This window comes from Methylosinus sp. RM1 (assembly GCF_011378635.1).
Lineage (GTDB): Bacteria > Pseudomonadota > Alphaproteobacteria > Rhizobiales > Beijerinckiaceae > Methylosinus > Methylosinus sporium.
Map to the genome: position 1 here is coordinate 158,732 of NZ_WOVC01000002.1, position 19,968 is coordinate 178,699.

Below are 19,968 nucleotides of genomic sequence, written 5' to 3' on the forward strand. Positions count from 1 at the left end.
TCATACTGAATTTGTTATAACTAAGCAAGCATATTGAAGCAGCGCAGTCATACCTTTTTTTGATTTAGTCAGAGCTTTTGATGTGCTAGTCATCCCTGCGTTGATTAACCGGACGCTTGAGGGAACCTATGGCCCAGCAACAGAAGCCGACTACGGCTGCGGATTGGATGTCGTTGGAGTTTGAGATTCAACGCCTATTCGACGGCGCTCCAGTCGACGAAGAGCAACTTTTTGCCGGGCGGCTAGCTGAGGTAACCAAGATGCTCCAGACCGTCATGGAGCGCTCGCGACATGTCGTCCTCTTTGGGGAGCGCGGGGTCGGTAAGACTTCGCTCTCAAATATTTTTTGGAAACGTTATGGGAAGACATTGCAAAGTTTTATCGTCGCCAGGGTGCAATGCGGTCCGCAAGACGATTTTTCCTCATTGTGGGTCAGAGCCCTTGAAGAACTTAAGGCAATGGGTATTTCCAGAGGAAAGCCGGAATACGTGACCTTTGACGTGGATTTTTCATCAATTACACCCTCGCAGGTTCGGCGCGAACTTCAGAAAATCAATCAAAATGCACTTCCTATCATTATTTTCGATGAATATGACAAGCTTGTAGACAGGGACGCAAAAATATTAACCGCTAATCTTATCAAGGAATTATATGACTTTTCCGTTCATACTACTGTTATTTTGGTTGGCGTTGCCGAAAATGTATCACAACTGCTTGGTGATCATGCATCAATAGGCAGGGCGCTTGTTGATGTCCCATTGAATAGGATGTCAGAAGACGAGCTGAGAGAAATAATCTATCAACGCGCGAAAAAGACTCCGATATCGTTTAGTAACGATGCTATGTGGACGATTGTTATTTTGTCGCGCGGCTTACCGTTCTTTACTCAGACATTGTCTAAGCTGGCAGCTTTGCATGCGCTCAATAACAGAAGACTTAATGTTGGCAATGCAGATGTTGAAGCGGCGATGAAGCGATTTATTGAGGATACAGCAATTTCATTCCGAGACGCTTACCGCGCGGCGACACGGACAAATCAGAAGAATAATTTGCAAGAGTCGCTTTTAGCTTGTGCGCTTGCGAAATGCGATGATGAGGGTTTTTTTAAAGCTGCGGACCTGATTGAGCCATTGAGTGCTATTATGAAAGACAAACGAAGGATAGCCCACTTTGATAAGCATTTGCGGCGATTCAGCAGCGACCATGGCGGGAATATTCTGATAAAACGTGGCGGAGACAGACAGCAAACGTTTCGGTTTGCTGATCCTATGATGCAGCCGTATGTGATTATCAAAGGAATACAGAGTCAGATGATCGATGACGATGCTAAGAATCTTCTTTTTCACAAGGAGCAGCGGGAACTTGATGTCTAGCCTTGGCAGCCTCTGATGCGATCTGCTTTCGGCGATCTGAGCTTAGCTTCTCAGCGCGCGCATGTCCGCCCTTTCTAGCGACATCCGCACGCGTCGCGGGCGCGTCGCCGTAATCCTCCGGCTCTTCGCCAGTGGCGATGCGCATCACCTTCACGGCGCGCGCGATGGCGTCGGCAGGGCGCTTCTCGCCTTTAGGTCCTGTGGGCATGTCTTACCGTGCTTTTCTTTTTTCGACGAAGCATAGGTCGCGGATGGTCGTTGGGCCCCCAGCATAGCCATTTATGTCGTAGCGCGTGCCCGCGATTGGGCGGCGTGCGGTATCTTGGGCCTCAGCCGTTTTGCTCGCATCCTCTCGCTTTAGGCGGTCGATAAAATCATCGATAATCGTCCGCCCCGCTTTGTTTTGCTTGTGGGGGATGGGAGGAACCCCGCATAGTTCGCCTAGCGGCCTTTCGTCATCTTCTATCTGCATATGGCCGCCCCTCTGCTTTGCGACAAGCATAGCACGGGAGATCGGAGCGACGCGAGCCGGCGTCAAGAGCGCCAAAATTCAAACTGAGACACTACCCGGCGTCTTTTTGCGTCGCCATGCAATTCGCCGCTCTCGTCGGCGGCCTCGCCGCAGTGGGATCGGCGGCGCTCGCCTCCGGCCTATTGGCGCAGATTTTCTTCGAGGCGCTCGACGCTTCCGCTCTGGCCGGACTGGCCATCGCCTTCGTTCTCGCCATTCTGACGGCCGTGATCGTCGACGCTTTGCGCCTTCGCTCGCGCGGCGACGCGCGCGCCGATCGCTGCGCCGACGAGGCCTTGCGCGCCTTGTGGGAGAGCGGGCCGATCGGCGCCTTTTGTTGGGGCGTCGGCGGCGAGGTGACAGAGGCCAATGACGAATTCCTCCGAATGACCGGCTACGGTCGCGACGATCTTACGGCCGGCCGCATCGATTGGCGGAAGGCGACGCGGCTTCGATCGCCGGCCGCGAGCGCGACCGAGACGGAGTTCGCGCGTCGGGACGGCGCGAGCGTCCGGATGCGGCTGCGCTTCGTCGCGCTCGACGAAGGGCCCGCGCGAGGCGTGGCTTTCGCGCAGGATGTCGCGGAAACGCAGGAGCTGCGGCGTCGCGCTGAGCGATCGGGCGCGCTGGCGCGGGAGGCGGTCGGCTTCGCCCATGACGTCAATCAGCCGCTCACCGCCGCCGCCGCCTATCTCCAGGCTGCGCGTCGGCGGGCGACTCTCGGCGGTGGCGCGGGATCGGAAGAGCAGCTCGCCGCCATGGATCGCGCCGGCGCGCAATTGCATCGCGCCGCGCGGCTCGTCGCCGAATGGCGCGAGCTGTGCGCTCGGGAGGCGCAGGCGTCGATCGCGCTGCACGCGGCGATCTGCGACGCATGGCAGAGAGTCCGTCTCGATTGTGGCGATAGCGTTCGCGCCGAGCTGCGCCTTCTCTCCGAGCGCGATCTCGTGATCGGCGATCCTCTGCAAATCGAGCGGGCGTTGGTGGATTTGATGCGCGCCGCGGTCGCGGCGGCGCTCGCCGCGCCGCACGCGGGATTGATCGTCGCGACCTCGGCGAGCGGCGGCGAGATCGCGGTCGAAATCCACTTCGTCGGCGAGCTTTCCACAGAGACGGGCGGCGCGGCCTTCGAGCTCACCCTGCCCCTGATCGCCGAGCCCTGTGGATAACGGGAGTCTTCAGCGGCCACAGCTGGCGTGTCATCGACAAATGAGCATAATTTCCGGCCCTCGACCGAATCGGTAACGGGGGAGCAACGAATGGCTGCGTTGAAGCATCGTTTCGCCTGAGTGCAAGCGATTGAAAGTAAAACTGCTTATGGCTTCGATTAGTATTAGTACCAAGAAAGATCACTAAAAGTAATTCTCCGATCGTATTAGTACTAGTGTTACCTACGAGCCACAGGCGTCGTCTTTCTGCTCGAGATTTATATTAGGAAGTTTCCTTTACGATCGGGGCGCGCTAAAGAAGAGACGTTGTCGATCGATAGTGGATCAATTATTCCCCGACGGAATTTACAACGGCGCAGGGGTTCGGCGTCTGCCGGACCCCTTTTTTCAGACGATCCGTCGGGCGCCGCGAGTAGCGGCGCCCGTTTTCTTTTCAGAAGATCGCTGAATCGATCCGACTATGCCAGCAATGCGCTCCGAAAGGCTCGCGGCCGTCCTTTCGCCGTCGAAAGGCGGAGACGGCGCTCAGAGACCCTGCGGACGACCGGCGACCGACACCAGCAGCTCGCCGTCGCCGAGCAGGCGCTTGGCGACGCGGCGGGCGTCGTCGAGCGTCACCGCCTCGATTCGGCCGTTGCGCTCGTCGAGATAGGAGGGCGCAAATCCGTCGAGCTGGAGATTGACCAGCTGGCCGGCGATCTTCGTCGATGTGTCGAAGCGCAGCGCATAGGAGCCGGTCAGATATTTCTTCGCCTTGTCGAGCTCGTCCGCGCTCGGCCCCTCATTGGCGAGATCGGCGAATTGGCTCTGGATCACCTCCAGCGACTCGCGGGCGCGCTCGTTCTTCGTCGCCGCGCCGCCGACCAGCATGGCGCATTTGTCATATTCGTTGAGATGCGAATAGACCGAATAGGCGAGGCCGCGCTTCTCGCGCACCTCGTTGAAGAGCCGCGCCGTGAACGCGCCGCCGCCGAGAATGTGGTTGACCACCACCGCGCCGAAATAATCGGGATCGTGGCGCTTCATGCCCGGCCGGCCGAAGCGGATCGCCGATTGCGGCACGTCGAGATCGATGATGCGGCGCTCTCCGAGCGCATGAATGCCGATCTCGGGCACAGGGGTGAGCAGGCTCTGCGCCGGCAGGGCGCCGAAGGTCGCGTCCAGCTCCGCGGCGAGGGTCTTCGCGTCTATGGCGCCCACGACGGCGATTTTCAGATCGCTGCGCGCCAGCAGGCGGGTCCTCAGCGCGTCGAGATCATCGCGCGTCAGCGTCTCGAGGCTGGTCGCGTCGCCGCGCACCGGCAGGCCATAGGGATGGTCGGGGAAGGCCGCCTCGCGGAAGGCCTTGGCGACCAGAGCGTCCGGGTCGTTGGCGTCGCGTTTCAGCCCGGCGGCGATCTGGCCACGCACGCGGTCGATCGCCGTTTGCTCGAGCCGCGGCTCGCAGAGCGCGAGGCGCAGCAGCTCGAACGCCTCGTCGCGATTGCGGGCGAGCGTCTGCATATGGCCGGAGATCGAGTCCCGGTCACAGCCGAAGCCGAGACGTATCGCCAGATCCTCGATGGCGAGGTGGAAGGCGCGCGCGTCAAAGGGTCCGGCGCCTTCGTCGAGCAGGCCGGCGAGCAGCGTCGCGAGGCCGGCCTTGCCGGCCGGATCCTGGGCGGCGCCGCCGCGCATCGCGAATTCGAGCGCGATGAGCGGAACGGCGTAGCTCTCGACCAGCCAGGCTTCGATCCCGCCGGGCGTGACGACGCGCTGAATGGTCTCGGCGCGGCTGCTCGCAGGCGCGATGGCTTGGGCTGTCATTGATTTTGGCTCCGATGTCAGGCGGCGAGCTCGGCGTCTTCGGCTTCGTCCTCGGATTCGAGGAAGCCGGTGACGGCCCGGCGCTTCTGCAGCCATTTGCGGGCTGCGGCGGCGATGTCCGCGGCGGAGACGGCGTCGATGCGGTCCGGCCAGGCGGCGACGTCTTCCACCGCGAGGCCGGTGGCGAGCGATTCGCCATACCAGCGGGCGAGCGAGACCTGGCTGTCCTGCGCATAGACCGCGTCGGCGACGAGGCGATTCTTGGCGCGCTTCAGATCGGCCTCGGCGATTTCGGCGGCGGCGAATTTATCGAGCGTCGCCTCTATCGCGTCGTCCAGCCGCTGCAGCGAGACGCCCGGCGCCGGCGTCGCGAAGACCCAGAAGCGCGTGTCGTCCAAAGCCGAGCCCATGTAATAGGCGCCGGCGTTGACGGCGAGCTTCTGCTCCACGACCAGCGAATCATAGAGCACGCTCGACGGCCCGCCGCCCAGCACATGGGCGAGAACTTCCAGCGTCTCCGCCTCGCCGGGCGCGCCGGTCGTGTAGGAGGGCACGAGGAAGACGCGCTCGTGCGTGGGCTGCTCGACCTTCTCGTCGGCGAGCGTCACCAGGCGATGGGCGCGGGGCTCCGGCTCGCGCGGGCGCTTGCGGCTCGGCGCATCGTCGCGCGCGGGGATGTGGCCATAGGTTCTCTCGGCGAGCGCGCGCACCGTCTCGAAGTCGACGTCGCCGGCGACGATGAGTATGGCGTTCTCGGGCGTGTAGAAGCGATGGTAATAATGCAGCGCATCCTCGCGGCCGAGCGTCTCGATCTCATGGCCCCAGCCGATGATCGGCGTGCCATAGGGGTGATGCGGGAACAGCGCCGCCTGCACCGCCTCGTCGAGCTGGGCGGAAGGATCGTTCTCGGTGCGCATACGGCGCTCCTCGAGCACCACCTCGCGCTCCGGCCCCACCACCTCGTCGGAGAGAACGAGATTGGTCATGCGATCGGCCTCGAATTCCATCAGCGTGCCGAGATGCTCCTTGCCGATGCGCTGGAAATAGGCCGTGTAGTCATAGCTGGTGAAGGCGTTCTCCTGGCCGCCGAGGTCGGAGACGAGATTGGAGAATTCGCCCTGCGGATGCGCATGTGTGCCCTTGAACATCAGATGCTCGAGAAAATGCGCGATTCCCGACTTGCCGCGCGGATCGTCGGCGGAGCCGTTGCGATACCAGACCATATGGGTGACGACCGGCGCGCGGCGGTCGGCGATGACGACGATCTCCATCCCATTGGCGAGGCGCGAATGGACCACTCCGGCGGCGGCGCTCTCGCTTTTGGCGGTCCCGGCGCGCGCGGCGTCGGTTTTGGCGGCGGCGGAGCTGGCGGCATGATCGGCCGCGATCGCCTCGGCCCCCGGCTGTGTCATCGGCATGATAATTTGTCCTCGCTATAGCGCGTTCGACCGCGTCCGGCGCCCGGGCGCGCGCCGGCCAAGAGAATTCGGCGCCAGTTCGGGTCGCGTTCGTTCGGACGCTTCGACGGAAGCATTCGACCTATATAAGCTCGAATGCGAGGCCTGTCAGGCGCCGGGCGGAAACCGGGCGCGCCAGCGTCGCCGCGGCTGTGACCCTCATTATCCAGCGACGTCGAACAAGGCGTTTTCGGCGCTGATGGCGAAGGAGGAGGGCAGGGCCGCGCCGAAGGCGCCGCTCGACGCCTCGGTTCTGCTGCCCATGGGAGAGAAATTCTTCCGCTATGAGGGCTCGCTGACGACGCTGCCTGTTCGGAAGTGGGGCATTGGAAGGTCTTCGCCGAGCCGGCGGCAGTGGCGAAGCCGAATATAGACGCCCTCGAGGCGCTGTTCCCGATGAACGCCCGCCCGCTGCAGCCGACGCATCGCCGCATCGTGCTGAGCGGCGGTTGAGCGGCGGGGCGCGAGATCGGCGGCTCAGGAGCCGCCGAAAAGGCTGCCGATCATGCCGATCGGATTGGTCCAGCCCGGCTTTTCTTCCTGTTCCTTGGCGCCCTTGCCGCCCGCGACCTTCTGGCGATAGGCCTGCGGCGGCTCGGTCAGATAGGAGCGGGTCGAGCTCTCTCCCGCGCCGCGGGTCTTGGCCGCGCTGGCGGCGCCGGGCTCATCGGCGTCGGTGGCGATGGTGCAATGGCCGTCCGCCGCCGCGACGAGACATTTGCGCGGCCCGTCATGCTCGCCATTCTTGGAGCCGGCGACATTGGGATTTTCATTGAGCCCCGGCTGGCGCGCCGGCGCCTGGGAGCCTTTGCGGCGGGCGATCTCCTGGTCCACCGGCCAGGAGGCGGGCCGCGCGGTCTCCGCCTGCGGAGAGGGAAGGGCTTGTCGATTGGGCGGGACGACGATCTTGGGATGCTCGCGGAAGACGATCTTCTGATTTTCCTCATCGTCGGAATAGACGCCGATGAAGCCCAGCACCGAAGTGACCGTCGATTTGTCGTCATAGGCCGCGGCCGGCGCGACCCCCGCTCCCCCGAGAAGGACGAGCGTGAGACCGACGCATGTCGGCGCCCGACGCAGAGAGGCTGTCGCCCGTTTCATCGCCCAGAACTCCTCCCTTGTGCGCGCCCCGGGACGAAGCGCGCGCGATTCTGAAAGAGCCGCATTGTTACGGCCCGCTTAACGGCATTTTAGAGGCGCGCGCGCCTCCGGGCCAGCCGAAATCGTCGCTGCGGATCAACCAGCGATCGGGGTGGGCCGCGCCGCATCGGCGCGAAGGCTCTCGAGCAACAGCAGCAGCACCCCGATAAAAATCGCCGCATCGGCGACATTGAAGACGTAATTGGCCAGCGGCCCCACCGGCAAGGCCGTGTGAAAGAAGAAGAAATCGGCCACCGCGCCGCGCGTCAGCCGATCCGCGACATTGCCGAGCGCCCCGCCGACGACGAGGCCGAGCGCCGCCGCCGTCAGCCGCCGCGGCGCCCGCCACAGCCAATAGGCGAGACAGGCGACGATCGACAATTGAAAGGCGATGAGCAGCGCCCGCGTCGGCTCCGTCTGCGAGGAGAGCAGCGAATAGGAGACGCCGAAATTCCACGACAGCACCAGATCGAGAAAGGAGGTGACGTGGATCGGCTGGCGCAGGCCGATGTCGAAGACATGCAGCATCCAGAATTTATGCGCCTGATCGAGCGCCAGAGCGAGAACCACGGCCGCGAGGCCGCAAGCGCGCGGGATGGAAAGCCAGGGGCGATAGATCAAGACATTCTCTCCCGCCATCGGCGCGCCGGCCTCCTCGCTTCGACAATATGGTCACGCCCGCGGCGCCGACGAACGGATGGGCGCGCCGCGCCTCGCCCTCGATATAGAACGAGTTTTTGGCGATTCCAGAAAAATCCGGATCGTCGTCGCGCTTCGGCGAGGCGTTCGCCCGTCAATATTCCCATTCGACGCCGACGCCGAGCGAGGATTTGCCGTCGACCTTGGTTTCGCCCTTCACGCGGACATTCTTGGTGACGTCCACGCCGACGCTGACGGCGGTCTGCTCCGGCTTGGCGCCCGTGCGCACGCCGACGCTGATATTGTCGGAGATATAGCGCGAGGCGCCGACCGTCGGCCCGCTGGAGCCGCCGGCCTCGAGATCGAGCGAATCGACGCCGAGCGCCTTGCGCATTTTCTCGAAGGCGTCGACGCCGGTTCCGGCGCCGGAGAATTGCGCCAGAGCGGTGGCGAGCTGCACCGCCTGAAAGGCCGACAGCGAGCCCGACGCCTTGGCGAAGAGCAGGCGCGAGAGAACCTCGTCCTGCGGCAGCTCCGGCGAGGACGAGAAGGAGAAATTCGGCAGCGAGGCGGGGCCGGACACTGTGATCTTGGCGGTGACGTCGCTCGCCGTCGTCTCGGCGGCAAAATCGAGCTGCGGGACGAGGCCGCCCGCGAAACTCAATTTACCGCGCGTGAGATCGATACGCTGGGTCAGCAATTGCAGCTTGCCGCGGCGCAGTTCGAAAGCGCCATTGACGGCGGGCTTTTGGATCGTGCCGTTCAGTTTCAGCTCGCCGCCGAATTCGGCGTCTATGCCGCGTCCGCGCACGAAGATGCGATTGGGCGCGGCGAGCGTGAGGTCGATCGTCGCGTCGAAAGGCGAGTGTTTTGCCGCGCGCGCTTTCTCCTTGGCTTCCAGCGCCAGCATCTCCTTGGCGAAAGCGCGCGGCGAAATATGCACGGCGCCGCGCGGCGCCTGGAAGGAGGCCGGCAGGCGATCGGGAACATTCACCTCCATCGTCGTCAGCGTCACGCGGCCGGAGACTTTCGGCGAACGTGCGAGCGGGCCGCCTATGTCGAGATCGAGATCGGCGGTGGCGGAGACGAGATCGCTGCTGACGAGCTGCGCATTCTTGGCCTTGATGCGAATGGCGCCGGGCATTCCCGCCTGCGGCTCGACGGCGATACGGCCGGTCGCGGCGATCTGCCCGCCATTCTTGGTGAGCGTGGTCAGGCGCGTGATGGCGATCTCGCGGCCATGTCCGTCGAGCTTGGCGTCTATGTGATCGAGATAGACGCCGTTCAGCGGATCGGAGAAGGAGCCATTGGCCAGCGTGACGCCGCCTTCGATCGCCGGCGCAGCGACGGAGCCGGCGATGCGCAGATCGACATTGGCCTTGCCGCGCAGGCTCTGGCCGTTGACGGAGAGCGCCGTGTCGGCGAGCTTGGCGTCCGCCTCGCCTTTCACTTTCAGATCGAGCGCGCCGGCGGCGTCGATCGGCGCCGAGCCGGTGATGGCGAAGCGCCCGCCGGCGCCGAGCGTGATCGTCGCGTCGAGGCTCGTGCGCGCGCCGGCGAGCGCGCCACGCGCGTCTATGTCCAGCGGCGGCAGGCCATTGCTGCGCAATTGCGGCGCGGAGAGCTTGGCGATCTTTATCTTCCAATCGCCGCTCGGCGCTTTCTTGTCGCCGGTGATGCGCGCCTCGGCGTCCAACGCGCCCTCGAGCGCGAGGCTGGCGTCGGCGATTGCGGCGATGGAGAGCGGAACGCTCCGCGCGCGCGCGGTGAGATCGAGACGCTCGCCGATGGTTCCGTCTATGTCGAGCCGGCCTGCGCCGACAGCGAGGGCGACGCCTTTCAGCTCCACCGCGCCGCCGCCGAGGGTGACGCTCGCCGGAGCGGCGAGGGCGATGCGCTTGCCGGCGCGTTGCGCCGAGAGCGTTTTGATGTCGAGCCGCGTCTTTTCGCCCGGCGTCAGCGCGGCGCGGCTCGCAATGGCGAAGCCTTCCGCATCTACAGCGAGATCGAGCGCCGTGGCGGCGCCGGCGGGCGTCGCGGTGAGACGCGCTTTGGAAATGGTCTTGCCGCCGACATGGAGCGCATCCACGGCGATGTTTCCGTCGAGCGCCGGTCGGCGCAGCAGATCATGGCCGGAGAGCTTGGCGCTGAGCTTCTCGATCGTCGTGTCGGCGGCGCGGATGCGCGCGCCCTGCGCGTCGATCAATATGTTCTGCGCGCCTTGCGCCGCGTCGAGGATGATATCGGCCTTCAGCGCGCCGGAGAGCTTGCGCAGAGCGAGCGCCGAGAGATCGTCGAGATCGGGCGCCGCGAGAGAGAGGCGCCCGCTGGCGAGGCTTTGCGCGTCGAGCGTGAGCGCGCCGTGGAGCGCCGCGCGGCCGACGGAAAGATCGAGATTGTCGATCGTCCAGCCGGCGTCCTTGCGCGCATTCAGCTTGCCGCGCGCAGGGCTGCCGTCTATGGCGCCGTCCAGCGTCGCGGTCGCGGCGAGCGCGCCGGTGAGATCGCGCGCGGCGCCATGCAGCGCGAGCTTTTGAATCGCATGGCCGTCGAGCGCGCCTTCGAGCAGCGCCTCGAAATCGGCGTTGGGCTTGTCGGCGGAGCCGGTCGCCTTCACCGAGATTTCCGCGCGGCCGGAGAGGCGCGGATCGGCTGGGCGAAGGTCGGCGATGTTGAGCTTCGCGCCGACGTCGAGCGCGTCGCGCATCGCGGCGCCGTCGATCTTCGCGGAGAGATGCGCGCCGCGCAGCGAAAGGCCGTCGAAGCGCAGCCCCCCGCCGGGAAGCGAGGCGACGGCGCCGCCGAGCGCGAGACGTTTTCCGAGCAGCTTCTCGAGCGCAGGCGCGGAGAGCGCCGGGGCGGCGAGCGTTCCGCTCAGAGTCGCGCTGATGCGCTCGTCTTTCGGAACGCCTTTCAGCGCAATGGAGAGATCGAGCGGCCGCGGAGCATTGTCGGAGCGGCTGCGAATGGCGATATCGCCCTCGAGCGCGCCATCGTCGCGCAATGTCGCGGCGCCGGCGAGCTGCGTCACGCCGTCGAGCAGCGGAACGGCGGCCGGCGGCAGCAGCGGGGCGAGGCGGACGCCCAAATCGAAATCGAGCCGCCGCGCCGCATCCTTGCGCGTGACGCGCGCCACGCCTTCGGCGCCGATCGTCTCTCCGGCCTCGGCGGCGAGATGCGCGGCGAAATCGTCGAGCGTTCCTTCGCCGGTCAGCGAAATATCGACGGGCGGCAGGCCGGGCAGCGCCGCGAGGCGGGCGATGGCGCCGCCCTCGGGCTCCTGCGCCGTGAGGGCGAGCGCGATCTTTTGGCCGCCCGCCGCGACATCGGCTTTCGCCGTAATGGCGCCTGGCGCGTCGAGCCGGCGAATGTCGAGCGAAACATGCGCGCCTTTGTCGAGCGCCGCCTCGCCGGTCGCGGTGAATTGCGCCGCGGTTCCGAGAACGGGCGCGCCGAGCGACAGCGTTTCCAGCACCAGCCGGCCGAGGCGGATGCGAATGGGGAGATCGGGGAGCGCGAAGCCGCCGCCGCTTTTCGGCTTCGTCGTCGTAGCCTGTGCGGGCGCTGGCAGGCGGGCGATGTCGATCGCGCCGATGGCGAGCTTCTCTATATCCAGGCGCAGCGAGAAGAGCGCGGAAGGCGACCAGTCTAGCGCGATCTGGTCGATCTTCAGATAGGAGCCGTCTCTATCGGCGATGGAAATATCGCGCAGCAGCGGATGCGCCGACAGCGGGTCCTCGAAAGCGCCTATGTCGACCTTCATATCGGGCGAGGAGGCGGCGCGCGAGACGAGATCGGCGAGGAAGCTCTTGCCCTCGCGCGTCTGCATACGCAGCGCGAGCGTTCCGGCGACGGCGAGCAGCGCCAGAGCGCCGAATCCATAGGCGAGAACGCGGCGAAAGCGCATCAGAACGACTCCCCGACGCCGATGAAGATCGCGAATTTATTCTCGCCGGGACGCCGGCCGAGCGGCGTCGCGAGATCGAGGCGCACGGGGCCGATGCCGGTGTAATAGCGCAGGCCTATGCCGACGGAGGAGCGCATGGACGATTGGAAGTCGGGGAACGGCGACGAAAAGGCGGAGCCGATATCGTAGAAGGGCACGATCCCAATGTCGCGCGTGACCTTTATGCGCGCCTCGGCCGAGCCTTCGAGCAGGCTGCGTCCGCCGACGGGAAAGCCGAGGCCGGCGTCCGGGCTCAGCGAGCGATAGCGATAGCCGCGCACCGAGCCGCCGCCGCCGGCGAAGAAGCGATGGCTCGCCGGAATATCCTCTATGCTCGCGCCGACGATGGAGCCCGCCGCCACGCGGCCGGCGAGCACATACCAGCCGTCCTCGTCCAGCGCCTGATAGCCGGAGATCTGCGTCTTCGATTGCACCATGCCGACGCTGTCGCCGAAAGCCTTCACATAGGGCGTGACATTGGCGATGGCGCGAAAGCCGTTGGTGGGCGCGAGAAGATCGTCGGTTCCGTCGTAATTGGCCGAAAGCGGAAAGCCGAGCAGCGAATAGTCGTGCGGGCCGAAGGCGTCGAACGTATGCCCGCGCTCGAACTCGAGCCCCGCCTGCACGGACGCCGTATCGCTGAAGCGATGGCGGATCGCCGCCGTGGCGTTTCCGAACGCTGCCCCATAATAGTCGGTCCTCTCGCGCACGAAGCTCAAATCGAGCAGCAGATCGTCGCGCGATCCGAACAGAGCAGGCTTCACGAAGCTCGCCTTGGCGCGGCCGATGACGTCTCTCAGGCGGATAGAGGAGAGGCCCTTGTAGCTCGCCGCGCCGCCGAAGGGCGCGAGGCCGCCTTCGACATCGAAGCGCAGCCGCTCGGCGCCGCCGAAGAGATTGCGATCGGTCCAATAGGCGCGCAGGCCCGGCCCGTCGACATTGGAGAAGAAGGCGTCGGCGCCCACCGCATGGCGCTTGCGCTCGGCGGTCTGCACGAAGATCGGCAGATTGCCATTGGCGTCGAGCTTCTCGCCATCATCCGCCTTCACGGAGCCGACCGCCTCGAGGCGGCCGATGGATTTGCGCAGCTCGGCGAGCTTCTTCGGACTATAGGGCTCGCCCTGCTCGAGATAGATGTAGGAGCGAATGACCTCATCGTCTATGCCCGGCGAGCCGCGGGTCCTCACCTCGCCAATGCCGGCGCGCGGGCCGGGGTCGATCGTCACCACCACATCCATCGCCTTCTCGGGATGGATGATCGTCGGCTTCGCGGTCGTCACTTTGGCGAGCGGATAGGAATTGGCGCGCAGCGCGTCGATCCAGGCCGCCTGCATGGATTGCAGGGCGGCGGCGCGCGCCGGCTCGTCCTTGTTGCGCTCCAGCGATTTTTTGGAGAGCAGCGCTTCGTCGAGCGGCTTGCCGCTGCGGGCGTCAAAAAGCGCGACATTGCGCAGGCGGAAGAGTGGGCCGGGGACGATCTCTATGCGGATCGGCGCGAGCGCTTGGCCGCGCAGCCGCTCGGCCGCTGCGGCGGCGGCGTCGGCGCCATGCCCGTCCGGCTGCACCGGGACGCCGGCGACCGTCGCCCTTATCTCCGCGTCATAATAGCCGCTCGCCCACAGCGCCTCGGCGAGGCGCGGGAAATCGGCGACGACGCGCCGCGCGACGCCGGCCCCCGTGGGCGGAGCCTGCAGCCGCAGCCGCCATGTGGTGGAGACGTCCTGCAGATTGCGCGCGAGGCCCTCGGCCTCATCGAGGCCGGCGAATTCCAGAGTGTAGGGCAGCGCGTCGCGGCTCGGCTCCGGCGTCTCCTCGGCGGCGCCGAAGAGGCCGAAAAAATCGAATGCGCGGGCGGGCGAGGCCGCCTGCGGGGCGCTCAAAGCCAGGAGCGCCGTCACGCCCAGAAAACGCTTCACATATTTCACTTCGCCAACGACCCGAACCGAGGATTGCCGCACCATAAGCGGAGCTTTGCAAGCGGTCCATCGCGTTAAGCTTAACAGCGCAACCTATGGTTAAGCCTGTCTTAATGCGCCTCCTCGCGCATCTCAGAATTTGAAGCCGACCTTGGCGAGCACGGTGCGCGGCGCGCCCGGATAATAAATGCCGTTGGCGGAGGTCTGCTGATAATAGCCGCTGCTGATCTGGCCGATATAGGCGGTGTCGAACATATTCATGCAGGTGACGCTGGCGGTGACCGTTCCCCAGTCGATCTCGTGCTCGTATTTCACGGTGAGATCGAAGGTGGAATAGCCGGCGAGCGGCTGATAGCCGGATGTGTCGCCGGCGCGCGAGCCGACGATATGCAGGATCGGCGTGACGGTGAATTCCTCTATGCGCAGATCGCCGCCGATCGTCGAGATGAAATAGGGCACGTCCGGCAATTGCTTGCCCTTCACCCGCGTCGACCAATAATTGGCCGCGGAGGCGCCGGGCAGCAGCGGCAGGTCTTCGACGAATTCGGCGCGCTGATAGCCGAGCGAAGCGAAGAGCGACACGCTCTCGAGCGGGGAATAATGGACGACGGCCTGCGCGCCGTAATTCTGGCTCTCGCCGACATTGGCGCCATATTGCGTGCCGATGCCGGGATCGTAAGAGACGAGCTTGTTGTGATTGCGGGAGTAATAGATCGTCGGCTCCACATAGCCCGAGCCATAGGCGCCGTCGAAGGACCAGCGCAGGCCGAGATCGAGCTGCGTCGAGGTCTCCGGCTTCATCGAATGCCAGAATTGATCGGCGGTGATTCCCTTGGCGAGGAAGGTCGCCGAATTCTGCTGGAACACCGGCCAGGCGTCATAGCCCGGTCCGCCATAGCCGCCGCCGCCGCTGAGTTTCAGCAATAGATCGTCGGTCAGCCGATAGGTGAGCGCGCCGAAGGGCAGAAAAGTGCCGATGGTGAAGGGCTTGACGCTGCGATTGGCGATGACTCCGGACGAGAGCGCCAGCGCCGTGTCATAGGGGACGTCGCCTATGCCGGTCGAATTATAGGCGTCTATGCCCGCCATGCGTTCCCAAATATAGCGCGCGCCCGCCTCCACATGCAGCGGACCGAAGTCGCGGCTCGCGATTCCATAGGCGGAATCGAACACATGCGGCGCGGTCTGCTTGCCGAGGATCGCCCAGCTCGGATTGATGAGGCCGCCGCCCGCATTGGGGGCGAAGACTTCCCAGGCCGTCGGCGGTCCGGGGGGATTTTGCACGCCATGCCAGAAGCCGAGCTTGGCGTCCGTATCCAGCACGCGGGTCTGCAATTCGCTCACCACGCCCCACATGTCGTGGTCGATGATCCATTTGCGGATGCGGCCATTGGCCTGACCGTCGAGATAATAGCCGTCTTCGCGGAAATAATAGGGCTTGAAGACGAAGCGCGTCGTCTTGTCGACCTCTATGGCGATATCGCCGAATGCGGTCCAAGAGTCGAAATGCTGGAGATTATAGCCGTAGTAATTGATCTGGCTGGCCGTCGTCGGGCCTGGATAGGCGGCGAAATCATAGCGGCGGAAGGCGCCGAGATTGCTCGCCTGCTGATAATTCAGTCCCTGATAGCTGTGCTGGTCGAAGCTGCTCTTGGCGACGAAGAATTTCGCTTCCAGCCCATCGATGGGCTTGGCGTCTATGCCGACCGCGAAGCCCGATTTGCCCTGCGGGTCCTTGCCGGAGCCGCGCCATTTGTCGGCGTCGGTGAAGGAGCCGGAGACGAAGAGCTTGGTCGTGCCGTTCAAAATCTCGCCCGAGTCGATGCGGGCGAAAGTGCGCAGGAAGGAGAAGGAGCCGACGCTCTGCGAAATCTCGCCGCCGAATTTCTCCGCCGGCCAGCGCAGGCGGCTGTCGAAATTGCCGCCGACGGTGAAATAGGAGTTCACATCGGAGGGCATGGGACCCTGCCGCAGCACGATCTTGCTCAGATTCTCATTGTCGATGAGCCAGGTGGCGCCGGGGCCGGGATTAATGCCGGAGAGCGGCAGTCCTTCCACCGTGCCGATGCTGTTGCCGTGCTGGCTGACCTCGCCGCGAATGCGAATGCCCTTATTGCCGCCGGGAAGATTGGCGAGGCCATAAGGGTCTATGGCCGGCGCATCGACGGAGGGCAGCCAGGAGATGCCGCGGATGGGATTTGAGCCGCCGCCGCCGCTGGCGAGATCGAGCCCGCGCGCATCCGCGGCATAGGCGGTCGAGCTATCGGAGGCCGAGCCGAGAATGGAGGTCTCCGGCTTTTTCTTCGGCGCGGCGGGCGCCGGGCCGATCGAGATTTCCGGTAGCGGGGTGAAGCTCTGCGCGCCGGCGCCCTGGGCGGCGCCGAGCAGCGCGGCCAAGGATGCGCCGCCGAGAAGGAGGGAGGAGCCGCGTCTTTTGCGCGCGAACATCGTCATTGCTGTCAGCCTTTCACCGCCCCGGCCGACGCGCCGCTCGCCCGCCGCTCGATTCGTAATGTAACTCAATTACATAAATAGGCGTAGGCATGGCGGCAAGTCTATTCTGACGGCAAAACGACGCATATCGCGTCATCACGCGTCATATAGAAAGCATGTAGTTCCGCTCGCTAACGAGATTTCCCCTTTGGCTCCCCGCCGGCGGCCTCCCACATGCCCTCGCCGATGCGGCGCAAGGGCAGAACGGCGCGGCCGGCCGCGAGCTGCAGCCGTAGCCGCCCATGGGTGTCGATCCAATCGTCGGGCGCGGGCGCCTCGGCGTCCGTTTCCAGCGAGACGAGGAAAATGCCGAGCGCTCTCAGCTCTCGCGCCTGCACGGCGCGGTCGAGCCGGCGCAGCACGCCGAATTCGAGCCAGCGGCCGGACCATCCGCGCGCCGTCAGCCCCACCGCCGCCGCCGCGCCGATGAGGCCGCGGCCCCCGCGCAGGCAGGCGACGCGCAGACCTTCGATCAAAGGCGGCAGCTCCTCGGGGCGAATCTCGCGCCGGCTGGCGGCGCGGCCGAAGTCGATGAGCGCTTCCGCCTCGGCGCCGGCCACGAGGATTCCCGGCGCGCTGGAGGGCGCCGCATTGGCTTCCACATAGGCGGCGGCCTGGGCGAGCAGAAAATCCGCCGCATCGGCGCGCTCGCTCTCGACGACGAGGCAGGAGGCCTTGTTATTGGTCGTCGCCGTCACGCCGGAAAAGAGAATATGGCCGACCGAGCCGATGAAGCGTGTCTCGCCCGCGAGCGTGTCGCCGAATTCACGCGCCAGCCGCGCCGTGCTAGCCGCCCAGCCGGCGCCGTCGGTGTCGTCTATGCCGATGAGGAGGCGCATCAGTCGGCGACCTCGGCGTCGCGCGGGCGCTTGCCTATGGCGATGAGGCGGCCGTCCTTCTCCTCCACCGGCGCGACGGCGCGCCCGCCCCAGAGCCGCGGCGACAGCCAGCCGCCCGTATGAATTAGCGCCTCTGGATCGAGCGCGCGCGCATATTTGTCGATCGCGGCCGCTTCTATGCCGGCCTCGGCCAGCGCCGCCACGGAGATCGGATCGGGTAGGCGGCGCAGCCTTCCATATTCCAGAAAGCGGCCGCACCAGCCATAGGCGGAGAGGCCGACGGCGGCCAGCGCGCCGATGATTCCGTCATTGGTTCCGCCGAGGCCGAGCAGCTCGACGCCGGCGCGGGCCGCCACTGCACTCGCATGATCCTGCGTCTCGATCTCATGCGTGCAGGAGAGGCCGAATGCGATGATCTCGGAAAGATCGTCGGTCTCCCGCGCGATGCAGAGGCCAGGGTCGGAGCCGTCGCTGGCCAGCTCGGCGATATGGGCGATGGCGCGGGCGGTGAGGGAAGGGATCAGCGCCTCGTCCTCTATCTCCACCACGGCGCAGGCCGGGCTGTTGTGCGAGGTGAAGGGAATGCGCGGATCGACGAGCAATTGATGCCGCAGCGCGCCCCAGAGCCGCGCGCCTTCGGGAAGCTTGCGCTCGAACATGCGCACCAGCCGCCCGGTGCCGATCTTCGCTCCGGCGACGTCAGTGTCGTCGAAGCCCATATAGAGCTTCATCCTTCGGCCCTTCCATTGCGCCCGGCGACGGGCGCGAGCCGCCGCGCGCCGAAAGGATCGTCGAACACCGCCACCTCGACGCCATAGAGGCGCGAGATGCGCTCCGCCGTCACCACGGCTTGCGGCGCGCCATCGGCCTCGATGCGGCCTTCGTTCAATACGGCGATGCGCGTCGCCAGCTGCATCGCATGTTCGGGATGATGGGTGCTGACCAGCACGCCATGCCCGTCCGCGGAAAGATCGGACAAATGTCGCATCAGCCGCAGCTGATAGCCATAGTCGAGCCCCGTCGCCGGCTCGTCCATCACCAAAAGGCGTGCGCCTTGCGCCAGCGCGCGGGCGATGAGCGTGAGCTGCCGCTCGCCGCCGGAAATCTCCGTATAGGGCCGGTCGATCAGCCGCTCCATGCCGAGCCGGGCGATGACGCTTTCGACGATTTCGCGATCCTCGGCGCGGGGCGCGTGCAAAAGCCCCGTCTCCGGCAGGCGGCCGAGCGTGACCACCTCGCGCACCGTATAGGGAAAAGGCGTGACATGGCCTTGCGGCACATAGGCGACGCGCTTGGCGATCTCGCGTCGCGAAAAGGACGCGAGTGGGAGGCCGTCGAGCCGAACCTCGCCGCTGCTCGCCGTCAGAAAGCCGAGCAGCAGGCGGAACAATGTGCTCTTGCCGGCGCCATTGGCGCCGAGCAGGGCGACGATCTCGCCGGTCCCGAAGCCGAGCGTCGCGCCATTGAGCACGCTGCGCTTGCCGCGCGAAAAATGCAGATCGACGCCTTGCAGTTGCGCGGTCGCGCGGGGCTCTCTCACGACTGGGCCTCGCAGCGATGCGGGAGAGGGGGCAGGCGTCGCGCCTTTTCGAGACGGCGCGCGCGCCGATCGCTGGCGCCCCCTCTCCCGCGCTGCGGGCGAGGGCGAAGGAGAGGGCGCTCCACTGCCTCCCGCCTCACGCCCAGGCCCTCCGCGCCCGGCCGAGCACGAGGATGAAGGCCGGTATGCCGAGCAATTCAGTGACGACGCCGATCGGGATCTCGGCGCGGGTGATGTTGCGGGCCACGCAATCGGCGGCGATGAGAAAGGTCGCGCCGAGCAGCGCGCTCGCCGGCAGCAGCCGGCTGTTGGTCGGCCCTATGGCGAGCCGCGCCACATGCGGCACGACCAGCCCCACCCAGCCGATCATGCCGGCGAGCGAGACGGACAGCGAGGAGACCAGCGTCGCGGCGGCGATCACGCCATAGCGCGTCAGGTGCACGGGCACGCCGAGCGAGCGCGCCTCGTCGTCGCCCATGGAGAGCGCGTCCAGCGCGCGGCCCGCCAGCGCCAGCGCGCCGACGCCGGCGAGGATGGGCGGAGCAGCGCCGCGCAATTGCTTAAGATCGACGGCGCCGAGGCTCCCCATCATCCAATAGACGATCGCCGGAAGCTGGTCGTAAGGGTCGGCGGCATATTTGACCAGCGACAGCGCCGAAGTGAACAGAGCGCCGGAGATCATGCCGCCGAGCACCAGCGTCACCATCGACGCCGCGCCGAAGAGATTGGCGACGATGACGCCGACGCCCACCGCGACCAGCCCCATGGCGAAGGCGGAGAGCTGAATGGTGAGAAAATCGCCGGAGAGCAGAATGCCGAGCGCCGCGCCGAAGCCGGCCCCTCCCAGCACGCCGAGAATGCCCGGCGACACCAGCGGATTGCGGAACACCGCCTGAAACGACGCGCCCGAGGCCGAGAGCGCCGCGCCGATGAGCCCCGCCGCCAGCACGCGCGGCAGGCGGATCTCGACGATGAGATTGCGCAAGAGGTCGAAGCGCTCGGGCGGCAGATCGACGAGGCCGAGGCAGGCGCCGAGAAAGCCGAGAATATCGCTCGGCGCGAGCGGATAGCGCCCGACCGACAGAGCGATGAGAACGACCGCCAGCAGAAGGAAAGGGAGGAGAGCGAGGCGCATCGAG

The 19,968-nt window shown here is 65.5% G+C and carries 13 protein-coding genes; 2 read left to right on the plus strand and 11 right to left on the minus strand.

The window, feature by feature from the left end; translation table 11 throughout:
• Positions 1 to 128: 128 nt before the first annotated feature.
• On the plus strand, positions 129 to 1,373 hold the full coding sequence (locus tag FMZ75_RS02100) for an AAA family ATPase (protein ID WP_166141133.1): 1,245 nt from the start codon (positions 129 to 131) through the stop codon (positions 1,371 to 1,373).
• 588 nt (positions 1,374 to 1,961) lie between these two features.
• The gene (locus FMZ75_RS02105) at positions 1,962 to 3,053 is read left to right on the plus strand and encodes a PAS domain S-box protein (RefSeq protein WP_166141134.1); all 1,092 of its coding nucleotides are present in this window, start codon (positions 1,962 to 1,964) and stop codon (positions 3,051 to 3,053) included.
• Between the two features lie 525 nt (positions 3,054 to 3,578).
• Here FMZ75_RS02105 and FMZ75_RS02110 read toward each other — a convergent pair.
• The 11 genes from FMZ75_RS02110 to FMZ75_RS02160 form a co-directional block, all read right to left on the minus strand.
• The gene (locus tag FMZ75_RS02110; protein WP_142863336.1) at positions 3,579 to 4,859 is read right to left on the minus strand and encodes a pitrilysin family protein; all 1,281 of its coding nucleotides are present in this window, start codon (positions 4,857 to 4,859) and stop codon (positions 3,579 to 3,581) included.
• A 17-nt stretch (positions 4,860 to 4,876) separates the two neighbouring features.
• Positions 4,877 to 6,277: a pitrilysin family protein gene (locus FMZ75_RS02115; protein ID WP_166141135.1), complete on the minus strand. Its 1,401-nt coding sequence runs from the start codon at positions 6,275 to 6,277 to the stop codon at positions 4,877 to 4,879.
• A gap of 516 nt (positions 6,278 to 6,793) precedes the next feature.
• Positions 6,794 to 7,417 (minus strand): hypothetical protein, encoded by a 624-nt coding sequence (locus FMZ75_RS02120; protein ID WP_142863338.1) that lies wholly within the window; start codon positions 7,415 to 7,417, stop codon positions 6,794 to 6,796.
• Between the two features lie 135 nt (positions 7,418 to 7,552).
• A complete protein-coding gene (gene lspA, locus FMZ75_RS02125) occupies positions 7,553 to 8,095 on the minus strand; it encodes a signal peptidase II (RefSeq protein WP_244594545.1) in 543 nt (180 codons plus the stop codon).
• Between the two features lie 154 nt (positions 8,096 to 8,249).
• Positions 8,250 to 12,002: a translocation/assembly module TamB domain-containing protein gene (locus tag FMZ75_RS02130; RefSeq protein WP_166141136.1), complete on the minus strand. Its 3,753-nt coding sequence runs from the start codon at positions 12,000 to 12,002 to the stop codon at positions 8,250 to 8,252.
• A complete protein-coding gene (locus FMZ75_RS02135; protein ID WP_370464658.1) occupies positions 12,002 to 13,957 on the minus strand; it encodes an autotransporter assembly complex family protein in 1,956 nt (651 codons plus the stop codon). Before FMZ75_RS02135 ends, FMZ75_RS02130 begins: the two co-directional genes overlap by 1 nt.
• A gap of 132 nt (positions 13,958 to 14,089) precedes the next feature.
• Positions 14,090 to 16,411: a TonB-dependent receptor gene (locus FMZ75_RS02140; protein ID WP_166141138.1), complete on the minus strand. Its 2,322-nt coding sequence runs from the start codon at positions 16,409 to 16,411 to the stop codon at positions 14,090 to 14,092.
• A 170-nt stretch (positions 16,412 to 16,581) separates the two neighbouring features.
• Positions 16,582 to 17,289 (minus strand): hypothetical protein, encoded by a 708-nt coding sequence (locus FMZ75_RS02145; protein ID WP_166141139.1) that lies wholly within the window; start codon positions 17,287 to 17,289, stop codon positions 16,582 to 16,584.
• Positions 17,289 to 18,020, minus strand: coding sequence for a hypothetical protein (locus tag FMZ75_RS02150; RefSeq protein ID WP_166141140.1), 732 nt, complete (start codon positions 18,018 to 18,020; stop codon positions 17,289 to 17,291). The genes FMZ75_RS02145 and FMZ75_RS02150 overlap by 1 nt, the downstream gene beginning before the upstream one ends.
• A complete protein-coding gene (locus FMZ75_RS02155) occupies positions 18,017 to 18,829 on the minus strand; it encodes an ABC transporter ATP-binding protein (RefSeq protein WP_166141141.1) in 813 nt (270 codons plus the stop codon). Before FMZ75_RS02155 ends, FMZ75_RS02150 begins: the two co-directional genes overlap by 4 nt.
• A 136-nt stretch (positions 18,830 to 18,965) precedes the next feature.
• Complete coding sequence (locus tag FMZ75_RS02160; RefSeq protein ID WP_166141142.1) at positions 18,966 to 19,964, minus strand: iron ABC transporter permease; 999 nt, start codon at positions 19,962 to 19,964, stop codon at positions 18,966 to 18,968.
• Positions 19,965 to 19,968: the final 4 nt, after the last annotated feature.

Bases quoted from the DNA above. Each gene is read 5' to 3' on its own strand.
- FMZ75_RS02100 (WP_166141133.1), top strand. From the start codon at position 129: ATGGCCCAGCAACAGAAGCCGACTACGGCTGCGGATTGGATGTCGTTG.
- FMZ75_RS02105 (WP_166141134.1), top strand. From the start codon at position 1,962: ATGCAATTCGCCGCTCTCGTCGGCGGCCTCGCCGCAGTGGGATCGGCG.
- FMZ75_RS02110 (WP_142863336.1), bottom strand. From the start codon at position 4,859: ATGACAGCCCAAGCCATCGCGCCTGCGAGCAGCCGCGCCGAGACCATT.
- FMZ75_RS02115 (WP_166141135.1), bottom strand. From the start codon at position 6,277: ATGCCGATGACACAGCCGGGGGCCGAGGCGATCGCGGCCGATCATGCC.
- FMZ75_RS02120 (WP_142863338.1), bottom strand. From the start codon at position 7,417: ATGAAACGGGCGACAGCCTCTCTGCGTCGGGCGCCGACATGCGTCGGT.
- lspA (WP_244594545.1), bottom strand. From the start codon at position 8,095: ATGGCGGGAGAGAATGTCTTGATCTATCGCCCCTGGCTTTCCATCCCG.
- FMZ75_RS02130 (WP_166141136.1), bottom strand. From the start codon at position 12,002: ATGCGCTTTCGCCGCGTTCTCGCCTATGGATTCGGCGCTCTGGCGCTG.
- FMZ75_RS02140 (WP_166141138.1), bottom strand. From the start codon at position 16,411: ATGACGATGTTCGCGCGCAAAAGACGCGGCTCCTCCCTCCTTCTCGGC.
- FMZ75_RS02145 (WP_166141139.1), bottom strand. From the start codon at position 17,289: ATGCGCCTCCTCATCGGCATAGACGACACCGACGGCGCCGGCTGGGCG.
- FMZ75_RS02150 (WP_166141140.1), bottom strand. From the start codon at position 18,020: ATGAAGCTCTATATGGGCTTCGACGACACTGACGTCGCCGGAGCGAAG.
- FMZ75_RS02160 (WP_166141142.1), bottom strand. From the start codon at position 19,964: ATGCGCCTCGCTCTCCTCCCTTTCCTTCTGCTGGCGGTCGTTCTCATC.